We start from the raw sequence: 20,340 nt of genomic DNA, 5'->3' as shown, positions 1-20,340 counted from the left end.
TCATTTGAAGGAAATCAATATTCAGTTCCTTATCGCTATGTAGGTCAAACTGTAAAACTACGAATAGAAGATGAAAAGCTGCAAATTTATGATGGAATCGAATGTATCGCCACACACTCTTTAAGTAAAAAGAAACATCAAATGGTTCAACAAACATCGCATTATGCGGGATTACCTGGAACAAAAAAAGAGCAGAAAACAACAGATTCAAATGGTTTGGCGACCCCAAAATCTGTAGATTCTACTCTTTCACAAGCACCAGATGTAGAACAACGTTCATTAGCTATATATGCCTTATTCGAAGAAGGTGATCAAGTATGAAAACGCTTCTTGAAGAGCGCCTAAAGGCGCTTGGTTTGGAAAATACAGCCCATCAATTAGATGGTTTCGTTGAAAGTGCTTCATCTAATAATATATCATATTTCGAATTCTTAAATCAGGTGATAGAAGCTGAGTGGACGTACAAAGAATCACAATTACTAGCCAAACGAGTTTCTCAAGCAAAGTTTCCTTATGTGAAAAACTTAGCTGATTTTGATTTTTCATTACAACCTAGTATTAGTGAACAACGTGTTAAAGAGATCTTAACATGTCGATATATCGGGAATGGAGAAAACTGCATATTATTAGGACCTCCTGGTGTCGGTAAAACGCATCTAGCCATCGGCTTCGGAGTTGAAGCATTAACAAAAGGATATTCCGTACGTTTTATAACAGCAGATGATTTTATGGCCCAGTGTAAAATCTCTGATAGCAGAAATACACTGCATTATTTGATTAAAAGATTAAGCAAGCCAGATGTTTTAATTATTGACGAAATTGGTTATTTCCCATTTGACGAGCTAGCAGCTAATACCTTTTTTCAGATTGTTTCAAAACGTTATGAAAAAGGTTCAATGATTCTAACCTCTAACAAGTCTTACATTGAATGGGGCCACGTTTTTGGAGATGATATTTTAGCTACAGCGATCCTAGATCGCCTATTACATCATTCAGTAACATTTAATATTAAAGGTGAATCTTACCGTATGAAAGAAAAGAAAAAAGCTGGGATATTCCCAGCTAATCATTTAACTACTTAACTCTATAATGGGGAATTTTATCCCGATATTATCGGAGAATTTAGAGGCGTTATTGACAGCCTGCTTCGACTAATCGTTTCGTCACTCGAATGTCCTCCACACTCGCTGTTGGGTTTCCTGATGGATGATTGTGAGCAACGACTACACTTGCAGAATTAGAAAGCACCGCTACCTTAAAAACATCTCTCGGATGCACAATCGAAGCATTTAGCGAACCTGTATGTACTACTTGTATCGCTGTTGGTTCGTTCTTCACATTCAAACACAACACGACAAACTTCTCACGATCCGAATCGCCTATGAAATCTCGGAGGATGTTAGCTGCATCATTCGGAATCTTTACTTTTCGACCTTCAAACAACATCGAACCCTTACGCTCTAACACCACATCCACTAATGTAATTCTCTTTTTCGATTCACTCACACAATCTCCTCCAATGTAAAAAGCCCATTCCCTTATTAAGAGAATGAGCTCGTATTCAAAGTTATAATATATACTTGTATTTTCGATTAAAACGCAAAGAAAAACCCCTAACTCCGAAAAGCTAGGGGGAAAAGAGATTCTTTTATTATTTAATCATTCCGTCCGTCTTTAAGGGAGGAGGAGTTGATTATTTGTTTGCTACTGGAGCTACTGATTTAGCAACTTGGAATACGTTAGCATCTGTTAAGTTAGTACCTTTATAAGATACTTCAATTTTCTTAGCATTATTCCAGTTAGATGCAACATAATCTGCAGGTACTGGAGAAGTTGCTACCGCTGGAGTAATAGTAATTGCTACTGTATCTTCTTGTCCAGAAACAAGAGCTGCTTCTGCTTTACCTGCTGTACCGCCTGTACCTTCTGTACCTAATGATAATGCTTCATTATCTACAGTGATAGCAAAATCATTTAAAGCTGTTGCAGATGTATAAGCTGCTAATTTTTCATCAAATTTAACGTATACAATGTTACCAACAACTGATACAGATTTAACTGTAGCTGAAGTGTTATCTTTAATAGTTACTGTACCAGATGTAGATTTTACTGTTTTACCTGATTCAGTTTTAACATTTGCTACTGCAAGTTGTGCAGATGTACCTGTTGATGTTGAACCAATATTGATTGAGCCAGTTGGTAAAACGATGTGTACTTTTTTCTCTGGAGTTGCTGAATCAAAGTAAATATCAGTTCCTTCTGGAAGAGCTTTACCATCTAAAGTGTAGTTTGCTTTATTAAGAGCTGATGCCGCTGTTACAGCTTGGTTATACTCAACAGTGAAGTGATTAGTAGCTGGTGTTGAAATACCATTTGAAACTACTTCTAAGTCTTTTGTTGAAGCATTTACAGTAACTGTTTGTGAAATTGCTTTTGAAGCATTTGTATGAACATCTGTGATAGCTGATGCTGCTAAACGAACTTGTACAGTTCCTGATGGAATTGTTTCTAGAGCTGCCGCTAAGCCTTTAGTAACTTTAATTTGTGTTAATTGGCCTTTTTCATCAGCTACTAATTTGGCTGAGTATTTTAAAGCTTCTGGAGTTCCTGAAACACTAACTAAATCACCAGCTACACCATTAATGCGTACTGCTTCAAGTGTTACTGCATTGCCTGCGCTACCTGCTAAAGCTTCGTCTAATTGGATAGTAATACCTTTACCATCACGGTCTAAAGTCGCAGAAACTGCAGTTGGACCAGTTACATCTTTATTTAAAGTTACAGTTTTTGTAGTTGTAGCAATTTTTTGACCGTATACATCTTCGATTGATTTATCAGCTACTACGAAAGTAATTTCTTTAGTAGTTCCTGTACCATAGAAGTATGTTGGTGCCGCTGCAATGTTAGTTGTACTAGGGTTGAATGTAGCGATAACAGTTTTACCTGTAACATCTGTAGAATCAACAGTATAAGTTACATTTGTAGTAGCTGTTAGTGCTTTACCATCGATTAATGCTGTAATGTCAGTATCTGCTAATGTAGAAGATTTTAATGGTTTATTGAATACGATAGCAGCTTTGTTAGATGATACTTGCTTAACTTCCGCTACTTGTAATGTTGATTGGTCATCAGCAATTGTTACTTTACCATTGAAAGCTTCAAGAATGTTACCAGCATAATCCTTAGAACCAGCTAAGTAAACTGTTGCTTCTTCGCCAGCTTTTACTGATTCAGGTTTAGCAAATTCAAATTTTGTATTATTTGAATTTGCTACAGCTAATAAACCAGTTACTGGTGTCCCATTAATACGTAGAGTAGTTGGTAATGCTACTGGTTCAGATGTAGTGAAAACAATCTTACCTGAAGTAGGATCGAATTCTACTGATTCTACTGTTGGTGCCACTGTATCTTCAACTTTCACTGTGCCTGCGAATGCTGTTAGTTTTTTACCTGTTTTATCTTCAACTTTATCAGAAACAGTTACTGCATATGCACCGTCAAAATATGTTGCACCTGAAGCAGTTAAAATGATAGATTTACCATCTTTACTTACTTCACCAGTTACCGTAGTAACGTTTTTATTTATATCATCTGGTGCTGCTACTGTTACTGCACGATTTACTTTAATTGCATCAGTATCAACAGTACCTGCAGATACGCTTGTTAATAATTGTTTAGCTGGAATTGATTTAGAGAATGTAACTTTAACTTGTTTAGAGTTAATCGCAGCAATTTCAGTTACTGTGAAATCTTCGTCTCCAGGGACAACTACTAATTTACCATCTTCAATAGTTCCTTCTGCAGGAGTGATATCTTGACTTAAGTCATTCTTATCTAATAATTTAACAGCTTCTTCTAAATTATTATTTGATACTGATTTTGCTTCTAAGAAATCATTAAGGTTGTAGAATTTATCTCCTACTTTGATTGAAATTGGCTCTGCGCCAAGATCAATACCTACTGATTTTGCTTCTAAATAAGTGTTGTAATCTAAAGTGATTAGGTTGCCTTTTGCATCTTCTAATACAATATGGCTTGCTGCTAATTCAGCTTTTGTTTGAACAGTTTTCGCTGTTTTTTCAGCTGCAGATGCTGCACCTGGTGCTACTGCTGATAATGATAATGTACCGATTAATGCGGCAGTAGTTAATACTTTAAATGGAGTTTTGAAATTCATTTCTTAGTACTTCCTTTCCTAATTAAGGTTTTTTTAAATTTAATATATCCTGATTATCTTTTGATAATATAGATATGTTTTATTCTTTTTTTAGATACAAACTAGATATTTATACCCATAAAAAAACATATAATATAGAGATAGCTAAGCGCTATCTCTATATATTTATTTAAGCTTCAAATTATTCAGCGATTAATTCTGCTGCTTCTACATCTGCTTGAGTGAATTTAGAGTCAAATTTGTTGTAGTATTTTGTTGGTGCTAAAGCGCTTAATTTAATTTCTACTTTTTCACCTTTAACTACAGCATAAACTTTTTTACCTTCAAATGATGCAGGTAAGTCAGTTTTTAAGAATGATAATGTTACGCTATCTGTTACTTTATCAGTATCGATAGTTGCTTTTTTAGCTGCTAGTAAGTCTGCTACTTTCACTTTGTCACCTTCTGGAGTTTCTTCTTTTACTGATTCTTTAGCTGCTGCTAATTTAGCGTCAGCATCTTTTACAGCAGTAGTTGCTTTGTCAGCTGCTGTTAATGCTTTTGCTGCTTCTTCAGCTTTAGCGATTGCTGCTGCTACGTCAGCTTTGTTAGATTTGTCTTCTTTAAGAGCTGGGATAGCTGCTACTGCGTCAGTGTAAGCTTTTGCTGTTGCTGATGGAGTTACAGGTTTGTCATCGTTCATTGCTTTTGTTAAAGCGATGTTTAATGAAGCTACAGTGTATGGGTTACCAGCTTTTAATGCTTCGTAAACTTCTTTAGCGAATTTATCTTGTGCTTCAGTGCTTAAAGATTTGAATGATTCGTTTGCTGCTAATGCAGTTTTAACTTCTGCAGCTGAACCAGAACGGTTTACAGCATCTTTTTCAGCTTCTGTTACTGAAGCAGTTGGAGCTGCACCTACGTATTCGAATACAACTTTAGCTGTTGCATTGTTCGCAACTACTGTGTTACCTGATGCAGTTACAGTAGCTGTAGTATCTACGTCAGTACCTAGTTTGAATTCGATTTCACCTTGAGGGTTTGTAGTGAATTCTAATGCTTTGTTGTTTGTGTTACCAGTTGCAACAACAACGCTACCAGCAGTTAATTCACCGAATGTAGTAGTGAAGTTGAATGCTACTTTAGTTTCTTTTTCAGGAGCGTACTCGAAACCGTTTTGGTCAACTGTTTGGTAGTTAACTGTTACGTCTTTCGCGTATTTCACTGTTAAACCGTTAGCAGCATCTTGTTTGTTCACTTTAAGTTCCGCTTTAGCTACAGTAGCATCGCCGAAGTAAGTGATTTCGCCTTTAGTGTTAGTATCAGCTTCATCAAGAGCTAAGCCTGTAGATGTACCGTTGTTTAAGAATACAACTGGTGTTGCATAGCTGTTTTGAGTTGCGCTTGATAATGCGTATACAACTTTACCATCTTTATCAGTTTTAAGAGTGTAAACACCGTTAGCGTCAGCTGTTACAGCATTGCCTTTAGCGTCGAATACGTGTAAGTTAGCTGCTGATACTGGGTTAGTAGTAGCGCCTTTATCGAATGTTAAGTAAACTGTAGTGCCTGCAGCTGCAGTTTTACCGTCTTTATCAGTTAAAGTAGATACGTAAGTACGGCCACCTTGGTTTTCTTTCATTTTCTCGAATGTTGTACCTGCTTTAGCTGCTGAAGCTTTTTGAGTACCTTGTGCTTCGTTAGTTAAACCTACAGTTTTGATATTTTCGAATTTAACAGTTGAAGCTGTTGCTTGTAATTCAGCAGGGTTTAAACGATCAACTGGTAAAATTGATTCTTTGAATACTACAGGAGTTACTGAAGTGTTAGCACCAGTTACTGAGAAAGTAGCTTCACCTTTGTCGTTTGTTTTGATTTTTACAACTTTAGAAGCTACTGCTTCACCTGAGATTGAAGATTGGAATGGTGATACAGGCTCATCGTTGATTTTAGCTTTGTTATCAACTTTTTCAGGAGTTACATTATAGTTTTCAGCAAATGTTACGCTATATTCTGCGTTTCTTTCACCAGTTACTTTGTAAACTTTTTTGCCGTTGTTAGCTAAAGTTGATTCAGTAGTTACATCAGCTACTGTTAATGGTTGCGCGATACCCCAGTATACGAATGTTGATGTACGTTGAGTTGGAGCACCAGTAGCATAAGCAGTTACTGAGTCAGTTGAATCTACGTATTGAGTGTAAGTATAAGAAGCTACACCGTTTTCGTCAGTTTTAACTTCAACAGTTTGGTCTTTACCTTGGTTACCAGTTGTAGTACCTGCAACGTCTTTATTGTTATCGATAACGAAAGTTACAGGGATACCAGCTTTAGATTGGCCTTCAGCAACAGTTACAGTAGCTTTTACAGTTACTTGAGTACCGATTTTAGCTTGTTGTGAAGTTTGGTAAGGTTTGATTGTTGTAGAAGCGATAGCTGTTGGTACAGTAGTGTTGATTGCTGTGAATTTAGCAGCTGTTGCACCTTTGTATGCTACTGAGTATTCTTTACCAGCTTCTTGTGCAGAAGTAGTTAAGATAACTGTTTTAGAATCAGATTGTTTTGCTACTGCGTTAGATACTGTTAAACCTTCGATAGCGAAGTTTTCAGCTTTAACGTCTGAAGTATCGATCGCTGTTTCGAATGTTACTTCAACTGTTGTAGCGTTGATTGATTTTGCAGTGTAGTTAGCTTCTGCTACTACTACAACACCGTCTTTGTATTCTTTACCGCCGATAGTACCTTGAGCTAATTTACCGTTGTTGTAGAATTTACCAGTTTCAGCTGGGAATTGTACTAGGCCTTGAGCTAATTTACCATCTTTGAATAAGTTTGTTTCGCCGCCGCGAGTTGCAGTTTTAAGACCTTTTTTAAGGTAACCGTTTTGGTAAAGGAATTTTTCGCCTTCAACATCGTTGAATACTGTGTAGCCTTTATCTAATTTACCGTTTTTGTATAAGCGTTCGCCTTTACCAGCTTGTTTCCAGCCATCTGCTAATTTACCATCTTTGAATAGTAAAGTTTTGCTGTTAGCAGTTTTGTAACCTTTTTTAAGTGTTGGGCCGTAGAATAATTGTTGAGCAGCGCCAGTACCGATGATTTTGTATTTTTTAGCTGGAGCTAATTTACCGTTTTTGTAAAGTTTGCCGCCGAATACTTTCCAACCTTTTACTAGTTTACCTGATTTAGTGTAAACTAATTGGTCCTTAGAGTTTGTTTTGTATGAAGCAGCTGATGCACCTGGTGCTACTGCTGTTGCTACTACAGATGCAGTAAGAGCTACTGCTGCTGCAGATTTAACGATTTTGTGTTTTCCCATGAATGAAAATCCTCCCTTAATTAGATATGATTAGTCATCTCGCTTCCTGCGAAAAGTGTATCAACTAATCATGCTTAGCCTAATTATCGTCCAATCATAGGAGAATTTCCACCTTTTTTTCTACCAAATAATTCTACTTAGCAAGTAGAATATCACTAGATTGTTAATACAATCAAATTTTTATCTTTATAAAACTTCTATAGAATAAAAAAATATTATCTTTATCAAATATATGCAATTAATTTGATTTGTTTGAGTTTAAAGTATTGTTTTTACGTCCTTTCATGTCACAGAATTGTCTATTTTAAGCGATTTATACGATTTTGTAACAATCAAAGCCCCATTCTCATGCATTTTGTATAGAGTTTCTTCCTATTATATAGTTATTTAAGTTTGGTTAATATCAACATTCTTTTACATATTTTAACATCTTATAAGGGTGTAATGTTACAATTATTACATTTATGCAAGCGCTTTTGTCGACATATTCGTCCTGCGCGCATTTTGTCGAATTGGGCGATTTACCTAGTAAATGTTCCTGTAGCATCTTTCTTGCTACCTAAAAACAAAAAAGAGATTGGCAAATTTACCAATCTCTTGTCATTATTTAATCGTTAGTTGTGTCGCCTTTAACCAGCCCGTCTTTGAACCAATCTGCCCGACATACCATAGCTCCTTGCTAATAAGCGCGGTCGATGTTGGCTTAAATGTATCCCCGGCAAATGGTTTCATCGTCGGATACAATGTATTGCGCGTTTTGCCGTTCGGACGTGTATAACCTTTCCCGGTCCCATCGATCAAGAAGCTACTCGTCGTATTCGTCACAAACTTCAATGATTGTTTTGAGACACTCTTATCTTTCACCCAACCAATAATGTCACCCGACTGGCTGCGGCGAAGCTCATAATACGTCGTACCATTTACGACTATCTTCTTATATATATAGTACGTTTCGTTTGTATAGCTTGCGCCTGCTAAAAACTTCGTGCTCGTCTTCCCTGCCACACGATAGAGCGGTGTTTTCGTTGATTTCACTTGACCGACATAGCTCACCGCAGTCGTTTTTGACGTTGGATTGCCTGCTTGCTTAATCGAATCCGTGACACTTGAGGCGGCTATCCACACATTGCGCTCGCCGACTTTGCCGTAGTACCATAGCGTACCATCGACTTCGACTGTCTGTTGCGCACGGAAGTGATCATTTTTATAGCTTGCTAATGAATGCCACATATTGCGCTTACCACCGGCCGGGCGCGAGTAAGCATTGCCCGTCCCCGTCAACTTAAAGCTTTCGGTCACATTGGCATGTGTTTTTAAGGATACTAAATCAATCGCCGCTGCTTTGACCCAGCCAACAAATTCACCCGCCGCGCCTTCATGACGCGAGATGCGGTAGTACGTCACACCATCCACGATTTTCTTTTGATGGACGTAAAATTGATTTTCCGTATACAGTTCCCCAGCCGTTTGCAGTTTCGCACCACCTGCTGTTTTATAGATGACATTCTTTTTACTATGTAGCATGCCCATATAGCTGACCTTCTTCGCCGGCGTCGTCACACCACCTGCTGTATCAACATTTTCCGTTAAGCTCGCTGTTGAAATCCACGCATTGCGCTCGCCGACCTTGCCGTAATACCACGTAGCAGAACCAACTTTTACGGTGCGCTGCGGATAAAACTGCCGATTTTTATAATCCTTTAATGAATGCCAAATATTGCGCTCACCACCATCCGGACGTGAATACGCATTGCCTTTTCCATTCATCGGATATGCTTTTGAAACATTTTTTTGCTCGGTCATTTTTTTGACGTGAATGTTAGACGCTTTGACCCAGCCAATCGCACCGTATGTCGGATTTTCATTGCGCGAAATACGATAGTACGTCACACCATTTACGGTCGCTTTCTTATGTATGTAAAAACTATTTTTTGAATACAGCGTATCAACCGTATCAAATTTTTCACCGCCAGGGCCATCATAAATCGCGGTCTTCGGATCATCAATCTGCCCCATATAAGTAATCGACGTCGTTGTCGCCGCTTGAGCAACCTGCACGTTTTGCCCATTCATCGCAACTGGCGATGTCATGATCGTTGTAGCTATCCCCATAGCCGCTAGCATCTTCCAAGTTTGTGTCATATTCTGTTGTACCACCTTTGAATTTTCTCTCCGCGTTTTAATATATCACGCTGACACTTAATTTAGACCTATATTTTTTAGATTATTAGAACCCTTTTCAACAAAAATATATACTTTAGACACATACATAATCACATACATTGTATAGTGTAATAAGTAATTATAACTACATCATCTTTTGACTATTCCAAGCCTTTATTCCTTTTCCTGCGATTTTTCATTTTTTGCTATTTCTGAATAACTACTAAAATTAACCTTAATTTACCTTTTAATATTCAATATTCCTTTTTTAAAATTCTTAATTACTATAAATAAAAAAAGAGATACACGAATTCTCGCGTATCTCCCGTAAAGTGTCACCTAGAACAAACGTAGCTCCGTTTCCTTAATCCAGCCAATTTTCGCTGAATTAGGTAATTGAACACTAATAAATGTTGCACCAGCTGTATCTTTTGTTTCAACTCTTTTTCCATTACCATCTAAAATGACATTGATATGTGTATTTTTACTTAAAGTTCCGATTGATAAGGCAGTTGGCGTTCCCGCTTCGCTCCAAATAATCGTATTGTCCTTCACAGCCGCCGCAATGCCCGGAATCGCTACAGATGCCGATTGCACCCATGCTTGCGCGCCATTATAATCAACGCGGAACCAGCGCGACGTCGCCGTATCACGCACATCTTCATGATAGGCGACAATGTTCAGCTGATCGCCAGCCTTCACCGCCGCAAACTCACGTGCCACTTGCGCATACGGAATCGTATACAGTTTCGTCGCCGCATTAACCGTCGCTACGCCATTAATCGTGCGGAATGACGCCGGCTGTGGCTGATCCGCCGGAATAATATGATCATACTGCGCCGTAATACGCGCCGGATCATTCGTTGATGCTTGCTGTTTGTTGTAATACGCCGCATCATACGCCTTCATTTCATTCATTAAACGTGAAATACTACTACCCCAGTTTTTATCGGTCGCATATTTGACGTTCATCCCCGCTGGTGTCGTGCCATTATTATAAATCGCACCTTCTTTTAAATACTTATTATAAATTTGGTCGGCATAATATTCGACGCCATCATTCATCGTTGGGAAATAGATAGCACATGTTTTTGCACATGAATCATACGCTTGATAACCAAACCCATTGTTTTTATATTGGAAAATTTCCGAGCTTCCCCAGCCTGTTTCCCAAATCGCATGTGCGAGCATAAACTGCGCATTGATGCCGTACTTGTCCTGCACCGCTAAAAACGTCGGGATTGCTTTATACAGCGCGTTCGTTTTAATGGCCGTCCCTTTTTTCTTCACTAAATACGCTTCCATTTCAGCTTGTGAAATCGTCGATGTTTTACGCAAATTTTCAACATAATATGGATTTGCTAACTGTGATGCTGCTACCCATACCATTTTGCCGTCAATGATGCCGTTATAATAAACAATATTATTAATCGTGCGCGATGTTTTCACAATAAAGCCATCGGTACGATACTTTTCTAAGGAGCTATAAACGACGCTCCCCTTTGCGCCCGCTTCACTATATGCCTTCCCCTGACCTGTTAAAAAAAGCGACGCCACCTCGGTCGTTGGCTCACTTAGCGACAATTGCTTTTCCGCTACCCAGCCAATGACTTCGCCGCTATAGCTTAACTCATAATACACCGCGCCATCTGACGTGACCGCCTTACGCGCCACCGCATACGTTTGTGCTTTTTCAGCTGATGACATATTACGCACATTGGCGAGATTTTCAACATCGGCATAAATTGGTACCGTGCCACTTAACACCGTCGCTTGTAAACTGACATTTTCATACGTTGGCTTTTCTGGTGCTGGCGCTTGTTTGTCCGTTGTATTCGACGCTGCCGTCCAAATTTCGACGTCATTTACCGTTTTGCCGAAATACCATAGCTTGCCGTCCACTTTCGCAGCACGTTCAACGCGGAAATCCGTATTCGCTAATGCTGCAAGTGTTGACAGTACCGCTTCACTTGCTTTTGTCGCACCTGGCACTGAATAACCGCGACCCGTCCCTTTTAATGTGCGCGTTTCATCCATGTCCTGCTCATCGCTATAGCTCGCGACTTTGACATCATCCTCATGCACAAAGCCAATATCAGCAAACTCATAATACACTTCTTCATCAATCGTCGCCTTTTTCTCGATAAACTGCGTCACATGAATAGTATCAGCATCAATCGCCACTGTTTTTGTCGGCTCTTTTAATGAAGGAATCGCTTTCGCCGAGCTTTTCGTAATGCTCGCCACCGCAGAAATCGCTTCCTCCACAATAACGACTGTATCTGGATTTTCCGGCTCAGGATCTGGCGTTGTCGTCGGTTTTTTCGTCGTCATATCACTCGACTTCAACCATACGACATTGCCCCCAATTTTCGCCGTATACCAATTCGTCTTGCCAATCTTCACTTTCGATGTCGTTTTAAAGGCCGTCCCTTTATAACTCGCTAACGAATTATACAGCACATTACGCGATACTCCTGCTGGGCGCGTATAGCCTTTCCCTGTTCCCTTTAGATAAAACGTTTTCGTACTATTTGGCATAACTTTCAGCGTTTGTAGCTTCAAGCTCTTTTCTTTCACCCAGCCGATTGCCTCGCCGTCCTTTTTACGTGTAATCTCAAAATAGCTCGTCCCATTGACAACCTTTTTGTTATACACATAAAATGTTTCATTCGTATACGTTTTACCAGCGAGCGTTAGCGCTTTTTTATCGCCCGCTTGTTTATAAATGGGCGATTTTGCCGATTTTGCGTTCGCCACATAACTTACAGCTTCCGCACTCGCATCAGGCTTTTCCTCTGTCGGTGGCTTTGTTGTTGCTCCAACACTCGATGCATGAAGCCACACTGTATATGTATCAATTTTGCCGAGGTACCACGTTTCATTGCCTACTTTTGCTGTTGATTGCGGCGTAAAGGGTTTATTTTTATGCGCTGTTAAATTTTTAAACATCCTATTACGCGCCTCGCCACCCGGTCTTGTATAGGCTGCACCCGTACCATTCAATTTTTTCGCAGTCGCATCATTTTTTACGTAACTAAATGACGATAGCTTCAAACTTTTTTCTTTCACCCAACCAATTGCTGGCGTTTTATCTGATGTACTACGCGTAATTTGATAGTATGTCGTTCCTGCAACGACTGCTTTTTTACGCACATAAAAAATTTCATCGGTATAGTCTTTCCCAGCAAGCATTAACGTTTTTTTATCACCAGCATTTTTATAAATCGGTGACTTCTCAGATTTCGCCGTTGCGACGAAGCTCACGTTTGTTGTCGCTACTTGCTGCGTCTCAGCCTGTGCTACTGGCGCCGATGCAAGTGGTGTCGTCATTAATGTCGCCGCGAGACAGGTCGCTGCAGCCGGCTTCCAAAATTTCAATCCATTCATAAAACTTCCACCTTTCATTTACTCATTCATTCCACTATACCATGCTAAATGATTTAGTTGTGTTCCAATATTATGTAAATTTTTAAAATTATTTTTTAAAATCACCGTTCAGAAATCACTCAAAACGCCAAAAGTCGGGTTTGGCTATACGACATATTCGATAATATGCGCCATTCGCTAACTATTTGCGTTTTTTTGACACTTATTCGTTAAAATGTCCGATAAATAATATGCTTGACACGATTTTTCGGCCGAAAAAAGCCCCTTTTTGAACGTTTTCGGGGTTCTAAGGGGCATTTTTTGTTCAAAACTAGGCATTTTAAGCATCCGTCTATGTCGCATTTTAATACGTTTTAATAAAAGTTGATTTTACCCACACCGCTTTTTTCGGTGCTTCTGGGAGATATACTTTATACCATTTTGCTTTCTTACTATCGATTTTCGACACTTTTTTGTTGTTTTTCATAACAAATTCGAGCGGTGAATAAGCGAGTGCATTCGATACTTTCGAATATTTAGACCCCGCATTTGAATGCGCCGTCGTCGTTTGTGTAATAAAGCCCAGTGTTGGCGTCGATAATTTATCGCTGCGCACCCAACCTTGTGTCCCTTTGTAATCAATACGATACCAGCGCGCCGTTTTTGTTGGGCTAATCGACACATCGCGTACATCACTATGATACGCTACGAGTTCAACTTTCTTTTTCGGCGCATAGCTACCAAGTGCGCGCGCATATGTATATGGCATCGCATAAACAGTTGTTGCTACTGTCGTCGTTGCCATCATGTCGTCTGGCATCGCCTTAAAATGAATCGGCTGTTGTTTTTTCGTTGGAATGACGTGATCATACTCTGACGGTGGCTTCAGCGCCATCGTCGTCGCCTTTTTCTTTTTATATTCCGCTTCATTATAAGGCTTCATTTGCTCCATCAAATTGGCAATTTTTTGTGCCCATGTACGGTCTGACGCATAGCGCACATTCATACCGAGCGCTGACGGACCATTATAATACAAACCATTTTTCGCCAAATAATTCGTATGGATCTTATACGCGTAGTAGTCTAATCCCTTTGTGCCCGTTGGAAAATATTTCGCGCACGTCACCGGGCAAGAATCATACGCTTGATAACCGAAAAAGTTATTTTTATATTGTGCAATAACCGAGTTACCCCAGCCTGTTTCTAAAATGGCATGTGCTAGCATAAATTGCGCGTTAATGCCGGTATCTTTTTGCGCTTCAATAAATGAAGGTGCGAGCTTATATAAAATATTATCTGGCGTCTTCCCTTTTGACAATAAAAAGGCACGCATTTCCTTCGCTGAAATCGATGATGCCTTATGTAAATCGACCGCCGCATAGCCATACATCGTCACCGCATCTTCTGGGAACCACACATATTTGCCGCCCATCTTCCCTTTATACCAATTGGTGTCGCCAATCGTTTCCTGCTGAACCATCGTCATTTTTTTCGCGACGTATTGCGATAAATCATAGACGACTTCTGACTCGCGCCCAAGCGGCATCGCATACGCGTGTTGTAGCCCAATAATATATTTCACTTGCGGCTTTAACGAAATCGTTTTGCGATTTGACAGCTTAAGATCCGCTTTTTTCACCCAACCAATCGTTTTTGAACCTTGTTCGATGCGGTAAAATTGCCCATTATAGCGGCGCACATAATACGACACATCCGCGCGCTTTCCGGCCTTTGATTTTGCCGCCTTGGCATCCGCTTTTTTATAAATAAATACATTACTGCTTGTGAGCTGTGCAATTTGATTTGTTTTTTTCTCTTTCGCATTAGCCGTCGTTCCTAAAACTGCCATACAGCATACAGCTAAACTTAGCGCAAGTAACCATGACTTCATCAATAAGGATTCCCTTCTTTCCTGTATTTCCTACTATACATATCGTCTGATTTTCGAGGTTTTCTAGTTGTAAAAATTGCTAGAATTCAGGCACAATAAGACTACAAGGAGGAATGACAATGAAAACAGAACAACAGTATTTTGACGAAGCACTGCCAATGCATGACTATATCGCACAGATGGATGTACCTTTTTTAAAGGAAGGAACAGAAGCGATTTACGAGCAATTTAATGTGCCAGAGGACGGCTTTGCGGCGCGTTTAGCAGGGTACAAAATTTTAGCGATTACTGAAAATTGGTGCGGTGATGCGATGCTGAACAACCCAATTATGCTAAAACTTGCTGAGGCTGCGGGCATTGACATGCGCGCGGCATTTCGCGATGCAGATACCGCGTTAATCGACCGTTACTTAACAAATGGTGGGCGCGCCATTCCGATTTATTTAATTCTAAACGGCGCTGGCGATGTTGTCGCAAAATGGGGCCCTCGTGCGCCGGAGCTTCAACTGCTCGTAGTGAATGGGCGCGCAGAGCTTCCACCAAAAGAAGATGCGCATTATGCCGAAGCGGAAAAAGCGCTCTATGGCGGCTTGCAGCAAAAATATATCGCCGAACCACAATGCTGGTCATGGGTATATGAAGATATGAAACGCGTCATTTTAGCAGCGTTGTAAATGAAAAAGAGGCTGGGACATACGTGTAACAACACCCTCTCAGATGAGCATAAGAAAAACCGGAATCGCGCGGTGGCGCGGTTCCGGTTTTTTAATGTTTCGTAACAGCCTCTTTTAAATTAACGGCTCTCTTGGCATATGTTCTTCAATATGGTCAAGTAATGCCAGCCAATTTTTACTGTACGTTTCTGCTGTGTAACGCGCTTCCGCTTCTTTTTTCGCGATAACGCCCATTTCTTTTGCCTTCTCTTCATCAAACATCGCCATCATTGCTTGTGCTAACGCATCGACATTATGCGCCTCAACAAGGAAGCCAGCTTGACCATCTTTAATCGCTTCGGCCGCACCAAATGCTACATCGTAGGCAATAACCGGCGTGCCATTAGCAAAAGCCTCACCAATACTTGATGCTTGTCCGTCCGTTTGCGACACGATAACATTTGCAACGCCGCTCGCTAATACTTCATCGATATTCAGCTTATAGCCATGCACTTTCACCGCATCTTTTAAGTTTAACTTTGCAATTTGCTTGTTCATCGCATCTTTGCGTGCTTTCGTTAATTTGCCGTAAAGTTCGAGCGTCGCTGCTGGTTCCTTTTCAACAACCTGTGCGAATGCCTCGATTAATTCGCTCGTACAATGACTCGCATCATACGATGATACCGACACAAATTTTTTCATATCGCGCGCCACATCTACTGCAGTTGATTCAAAATAGTCTGGCATGACGAAAATGTTTTCACGATCGCCAATATGCTGTTCTAAATGACGGCGCTGTGCATGAGTCGTCACGACAATTGGGTAACCTTTTGGCATGACACGTAATAACATATCCGCGTCTTTTGCCATTACGAGTGGCTCAAAACTTTCGACATGGCTCGTATGACGCATATAAATGCGGCTCGCCTCATCGCCTTCGATATTGCTAACACGGTCAACAGTCGATGGTTGTTCAGCGATAATAATTGGCTTCACCGCTTCTAATTTTACAAGCTCATGAATCCATTCCGTTTGCAATTGTTTCACTGCCGGAAAGACCATCGCTTTTGAATACGCTGGGTCAAATAAAAAGGCCGATTGCTGACGATCCGTTTCATTGTTGTACCAAATCGTTAAATAGCAAAAACCACTACGCGTAAAATAACGCTCCTGATTGCGTTTATTATTTGCTGGATGATAAAGCGTTTCGCGCGCTAGAAAACCTTCCGGATGAAACTCGCGGCGACTTATGCGAACGCGATTATCATCAAATTCATCGACAATCATCAGCTGACCATTTTTATCCCAGCGCTTGTATTTCGTATAGACACCGTTGACGAAGTAGCGCGCCGTATCACCGTCATCCTCTACCCAATAGCCCTCTTCAAATTTTTTAATGCTATTTTCGTAGTACGCTTTTTGCACACTAGACATCGATTGTTCATTAAATTTTTCGCGGTAATAATCATAAACGTTTAATACAGGCACGTCATCTGGAATAAAACCATATGCCTTTAACTCACGCTCAATTTGTCGATAATCCAATGAAAAATCCATCGTTAAAATAACCGGATTATAGCCATGCTTTAAAAATTGCTGCGCCTGTTTAAAAATCGAGCGATTCATGCCTGATGGCTTCACCGATAAGCTCCATACGGTTAGGAAAATTGTTTTTCGCATCGTTCGTTCCCCCAATTAAAAAGAGCTGCCATTAAATTGACAGCCCGTTGTTTAGTCATGCTTTCGTCCTGCGGCAAGGCTATCACGAAAGGCCTTCTGTTCTTTTTCCGATAACTTATTGTATTTGCGTACAAACGCGCGGTAGTTTTTCATGACCGTATTAGTTGGGCCAAATTCGCGCAAATGTCCACCTTCAATCCAAGCGATTTTCGTACAGAAGTTCTCGACTTGTTTTGTGTTGTGGCTGACGAAGAAAATCGTTTTGCCACGCTTTTTATATTCCATCATTTTTGCTAATGATTTATCTGTAAACGTTTGGTCACCGACAGACAATGCCTCGTCAATAACGATCACATCTGGATCGGCTGTAACGCTAATCGCAAAGCCTAGTTTTGCTTTCATACCACTTGAATATTGCTTCACTGGCTGATTAATAAAATCTCCTAGCTCCGAAAATTCAATAATATCCGGCATAACTTCTTCAATTTTTTCTTTGCTGTAGCCCATCAATAAACATTTAAACTCGATATTTTCTTTACCGGTTAAATTGTTTGAAAGGCCCGATTTAATGGCGATAACACTCACATCACCTTCGACAATAACCTCGCCAGAAGATGCCGGTGTGAGCCCGCCAATAATATTCGATAATGTTGATTTCCCAGAACCATTGATGCCGACAAGGCCAACAATATCGCCCTCTTCTACTGAAAACGTAATGCCTTCAATCGCATCAAATTTGCGCCCTTTCTTCTTTTTAAATGGAAGAAGTAGGTCGGTGAGTTGTTCGGACTTTGATTCATACATCGAATACGTTTTCGTCACATTTTTTAAAATAACTGTTTTTACCACCGTATATCCCCCTAAATGAAGTCAGAGAAACGTGTTCTGAACTTAAAGTGTGCTTTCGCGCCTAAATAGAGGAACACGAAAACGAGTGCTAAATTGTACAATGTTAATTCCCAATGCGTGATGAAATACCATTCATTGCCGAATAATGCTGAACGATAACCATTCGCTAAATAGTAAAACGGGTTAAGCTGTAAAATGCCGACTAACCAATCGGGAAATTTGTCTGAACGATCCCAAAGAATTGGTGAGATAAAGAACATCGCTTGTAATGCCGATTGGATAAGCATCTGCAAATCACGCACGACAACCGTCAATGTTGACATTAACAGCGTAATTGAAAAGGCTAATAAATAGCTTAGTGGTACGAAAAATAACAGCTGAATGTAAAATACTGTTGGGAATTCACCAGAAAACCAGAAAACAATCATGATTGCGCCAAGTAACACAAGATGACTATAAAATTTGCTTGTAATAATATAACTAGGAATGGCCGATAATGGGAAACTCATTTTAGCGACGGTGTTGTATTTCTGGTAAATCGACTTCGAACCATCTAAAATTGCTTTATTAATAAAGAACCAGAATGAAATACCCGCGAGCATCCATAATACATATGGCATGCCATCGATTGGTTCATTACGATTCATCGCATAGCCGAATACAAACCAGTACATAACCATTTGAATGGCTGGGTTTAATACTTCCCATGCAACACCTAAATAGTTGTTGTTGTTATCGATTCGCATTTGGAACTTCGCCAAACGCTGAATCAAGTAAAAGGAGCTAATTTGCTCTTTTACAATTTTGATTAAATCTTTCATGTAGTGTTCCTCAATTCCACGAAATTCGGTTAATAATCCACACAATAGTATACCATAGAACATTCGTTGAAACTTACGAAAACAGAGAATTTCGCCGAATCCTCTATATCTTTTGTCTTGTTGAAACCTATGCCCTTTTCACTGTAATATGCTTCATTCAAAGTCATATTTCCTTTTTCTGCTTCATTGTTAGGGAAAAGCTCTTGTTCAATCGAACACCATTTTGCGCTATAATAAGCGATAGGGTTTTCAATTCTATCTAGAAAACAGGTGACTGTATGAGAAAAGAATGGATCATTACCCTCTTTTTAATCGTCAATAAAATCTTTTTTAACACATTTAAGCTGTCTAAAAAAACGAACAACATCGTCTTTTTATGCGACTTCGGTGACAATGCCGAATACGTGACAAAAGAACTCGGTCGACGAGGCTATCGCGATGTCGTTGTCTTAAAAACTGGCAAATGTAAAACGTCTTTTAAAGACGCTGGCGTACGCGAAATTGTTTCATTTAAGCCGACAAAGCCCGTTGACTATTTACGCGGCTTGAAACGATTAGCTACTGCGCGCACTGTCTTAATCGACAACTATGCCGCACTTCTTAGTGTCTGTCATTTTAACGACGAAGTGGAAGTCATTCAACTCTGGCATGCGGCTGGTGCCGTAAAGAAATTTGGCATGGTTGACCCAAGCTTGACCTACCGTACACCAAAAGCAATAAACCGCATTTCAAAAGTGTACGAGGAAATGGATAAGATTGTCGTTGGTTCACCGTTTATGGCCCAAATTTTTGCAAGAGCATTCCAAAAAGAGAGCAATGCGTTTTTACACACAGGAATTCCACGTACTGATTTCTTCTTTGATGAGAAAGCAATGAGTGAAACAACGGATAAAGTGTATGCTACTTATCCTGAGCTACGTGGTAAAAAGGTTGTGCTCTACGCACCAACCTTCCGCGACAACGAGCTAACGCAGCAACAAATCCCGCTTGATTTCGTCAAAATTGCATCGCAGCTTGGCGATGACTACCGATTAGTGATTAAATTGCATCCAGCGGTCGCGCATGATTTAAATGCCTTCCGTCACCCATATATTATCAATGTAGCAAACAAATTGTCGGTAAACGATTTGTTACTTGTGACCGATTATTTGGTGAGTGATTATTCGTCGATTCCATACGAATTTGCACTGCTTGGTAAGCCACAAATTTTTTATCCGTACGATTTAGAACAGTACCAGATGAGCCGCGGCTTCTGGGATTCATATGACCAAGTTGTACCTGGTCCTGTCGTCGATAGTGATGACGAGCTTGTACATACGATTTTGCATATGGATTTTGATTTGCCGCAGGTTGAGCAATTTGCTGCGAAGTGGAATTGCTATTCAGACGGTCATACCGCAAGAAAGCTTGTAGACTACTTACTGAATGAGGAGTGATTTGTA

13 protein-coding genes are annotated in these 20,340 nt (G+C 40.0%); 4 read left to right on the top strand and 9 right to left on the bottom strand.

The genetic code is table 11. The annotated features are described in order from the left end of the window. Window positions 1-321 (top strand): Mu transposase domain-containing protein (locus V514_RS20295; protein ID WP_035944065.1); only part of this gene is annotated, 321 nt, incomplete at its 5' end. After that, complete coding sequence (istB, locus tag V514_RS0101425) at window positions 318-1,082, top strand: IS21-like element helper ATPase IstB (protein ID WP_029497886.1); 765 nt, start codon at window positions 318-320, stop codon at window positions 1,080-1,082. The genes V514_RS20295 and istB, both read left to right, overlap by 4 nt. 49 nt (window positions 1,083-1,131) lie before the next feature. On the opposite strand, the gene V514_RS18670 is transcribed toward istB, so the two are convergent. From V514_RS18670 to V514_RS19575, 6 genes are all read right to left on the bottom strand, one after another. Further along, on the bottom strand, window positions 1,132-1,506 hold the full coding sequence (locus tag V514_RS18670; RefSeq protein ID WP_235072998.1) for a JAB domain-containing protein: 375 nt from the start codon (window positions 1,504-1,506) through the stop codon (window positions 1,132-1,134). Window positions 1,507-1,693: 187 nt separating this feature from the next. Next, the gene (locus V514_RS0101415) at window positions 1,694-4,177 is read right to left on the bottom strand and encodes a hypothetical protein (protein WP_029497885.1); all 2,484 of its coding nucleotides are present in this window, start codon (window positions 4,175-4,177) and stop codon (window positions 1,694-1,696) included. A gap of 181 nt (window positions 4,178-4,358) precedes the next feature. Then, window positions 4,359-7,472, bottom strand: a complete 3,114-nt coding sequence (locus V514_RS0101410) for a hypothetical protein (RefSeq protein WP_029497884.1) — start codon at window positions 7,470-7,472, stop codon at window positions 4,359-4,361. A gap of 603 nt (window positions 7,473-8,075) precedes the next feature. Continuing rightward, window positions 8,076-9,614: a GW dipeptide domain-containing protein gene (locus V514_RS0101405; RefSeq protein ID WP_029497883.1), complete on the bottom strand. Its 1,539-nt coding sequence runs from the start codon at window positions 9,612-9,614 to the stop codon at window positions 8,076-8,078. A 360-nt stretch (window positions 9,615-9,974) separates the two neighbouring features. Next, complete coding sequence (locus tag V514_RS19580) at window positions 9,975-13,025, bottom strand: GW dipeptide domain-containing protein (RefSeq protein WP_029497882.1); 3,051 nt, start codon at window positions 13,023-13,025, stop codon at window positions 9,975-9,977. A gap of 343 nt (window positions 13,026-13,368) precedes the next feature. Further along, window positions 13,369-14,895 (bottom strand): glucosaminidase domain-containing protein, encoded by a 1,527-nt coding sequence (locus V514_RS19575; RefSeq protein WP_029497881.1) that lies wholly within the window; start codon window positions 14,893-14,895, stop codon window positions 13,369-13,371. A gap of 119 nt (window positions 14,896-15,014) precedes the next feature. On the opposite strand from V514_RS19575, the gene V514_RS0101390 reads away from it, so the two are divergent. Then, window positions 15,015-15,569 carry a thioredoxin family protein gene (locus V514_RS0101390; protein WP_029497880.1) on the top strand — a complete coding sequence of 185 codons (555 nt, stop codon included), beginning with the start codon at window positions 15,015-15,017 and terminating at the stop codon, window positions 15,567-15,569. A gap of 114 nt (window positions 15,570-15,683) precedes the next feature. On the opposite strand, the gene V514_RS0101385 is transcribed toward V514_RS0101390, so the two are convergent. From V514_RS0101385 to V514_RS0101375, 3 genes are read right to left on the bottom strand one after another with little or no spacing between them, the layout of a single operon-like run. Beyond that, window positions 15,684-17,228 (bottom strand): glycosyltransferase, encoded by a 1,545-nt coding sequence (locus V514_RS0101385; RefSeq protein WP_029497879.1) that lies wholly within the window; start codon window positions 17,226-17,228, stop codon window positions 15,684-15,686. 51 nt (window positions 17,229-17,279) lie between these two features. Next, the gene (tagH, locus tag V514_RS0101380; RefSeq protein ID WP_029497878.1) at window positions 17,280-18,077 is read right to left on the bottom strand and encodes a teichoic acids export ABC transporter ATP-binding subunit TagH; all 798 of its coding nucleotides are present in this window, start codon (window positions 18,075-18,077) and stop codon (window positions 17,280-17,282) included. An 11-nt stretch (window positions 18,078-18,088) separates the two neighbouring features. Continuing rightward, entirely contained in the window at window positions 18,089-18,898 is an 810-nt protein-coding gene (locus V514_RS0101375; protein ID WP_029497877.1) for an ABC transporter permease, read from the bottom strand. Between the two features lie 278 nt (window positions 18,899-19,176). On the opposite strand from V514_RS0101375, the gene V514_RS0101370 reads away from it, so the two are divergent. Beyond that, on the top strand, window positions 19,177-20,334 hold the full coding sequence (locus V514_RS0101370) for a CDP-glycerol--glycerophosphate glycerophosphotransferase (RefSeq protein WP_029497876.1): 1,158 nt from the start codon (window positions 19,177-19,179) through the stop codon (window positions 20,332-20,334). Window positions 20,335-20,340: the final 6 nt, after the last annotated feature.

Source organism: Kurthia huakuii LAM0618, from assembly GCF_000505545.1.
Lineage (GTDB): Bacteria > Bacillota > Bacilli > Bacillales_A > Planococcaceae > Kurthia > Kurthia huakuii.
The sequence above is the reverse complement of the archived record's forward strand: the minus strand, read 5'-3'. Positions and strand labels throughout refer to the sequence as shown.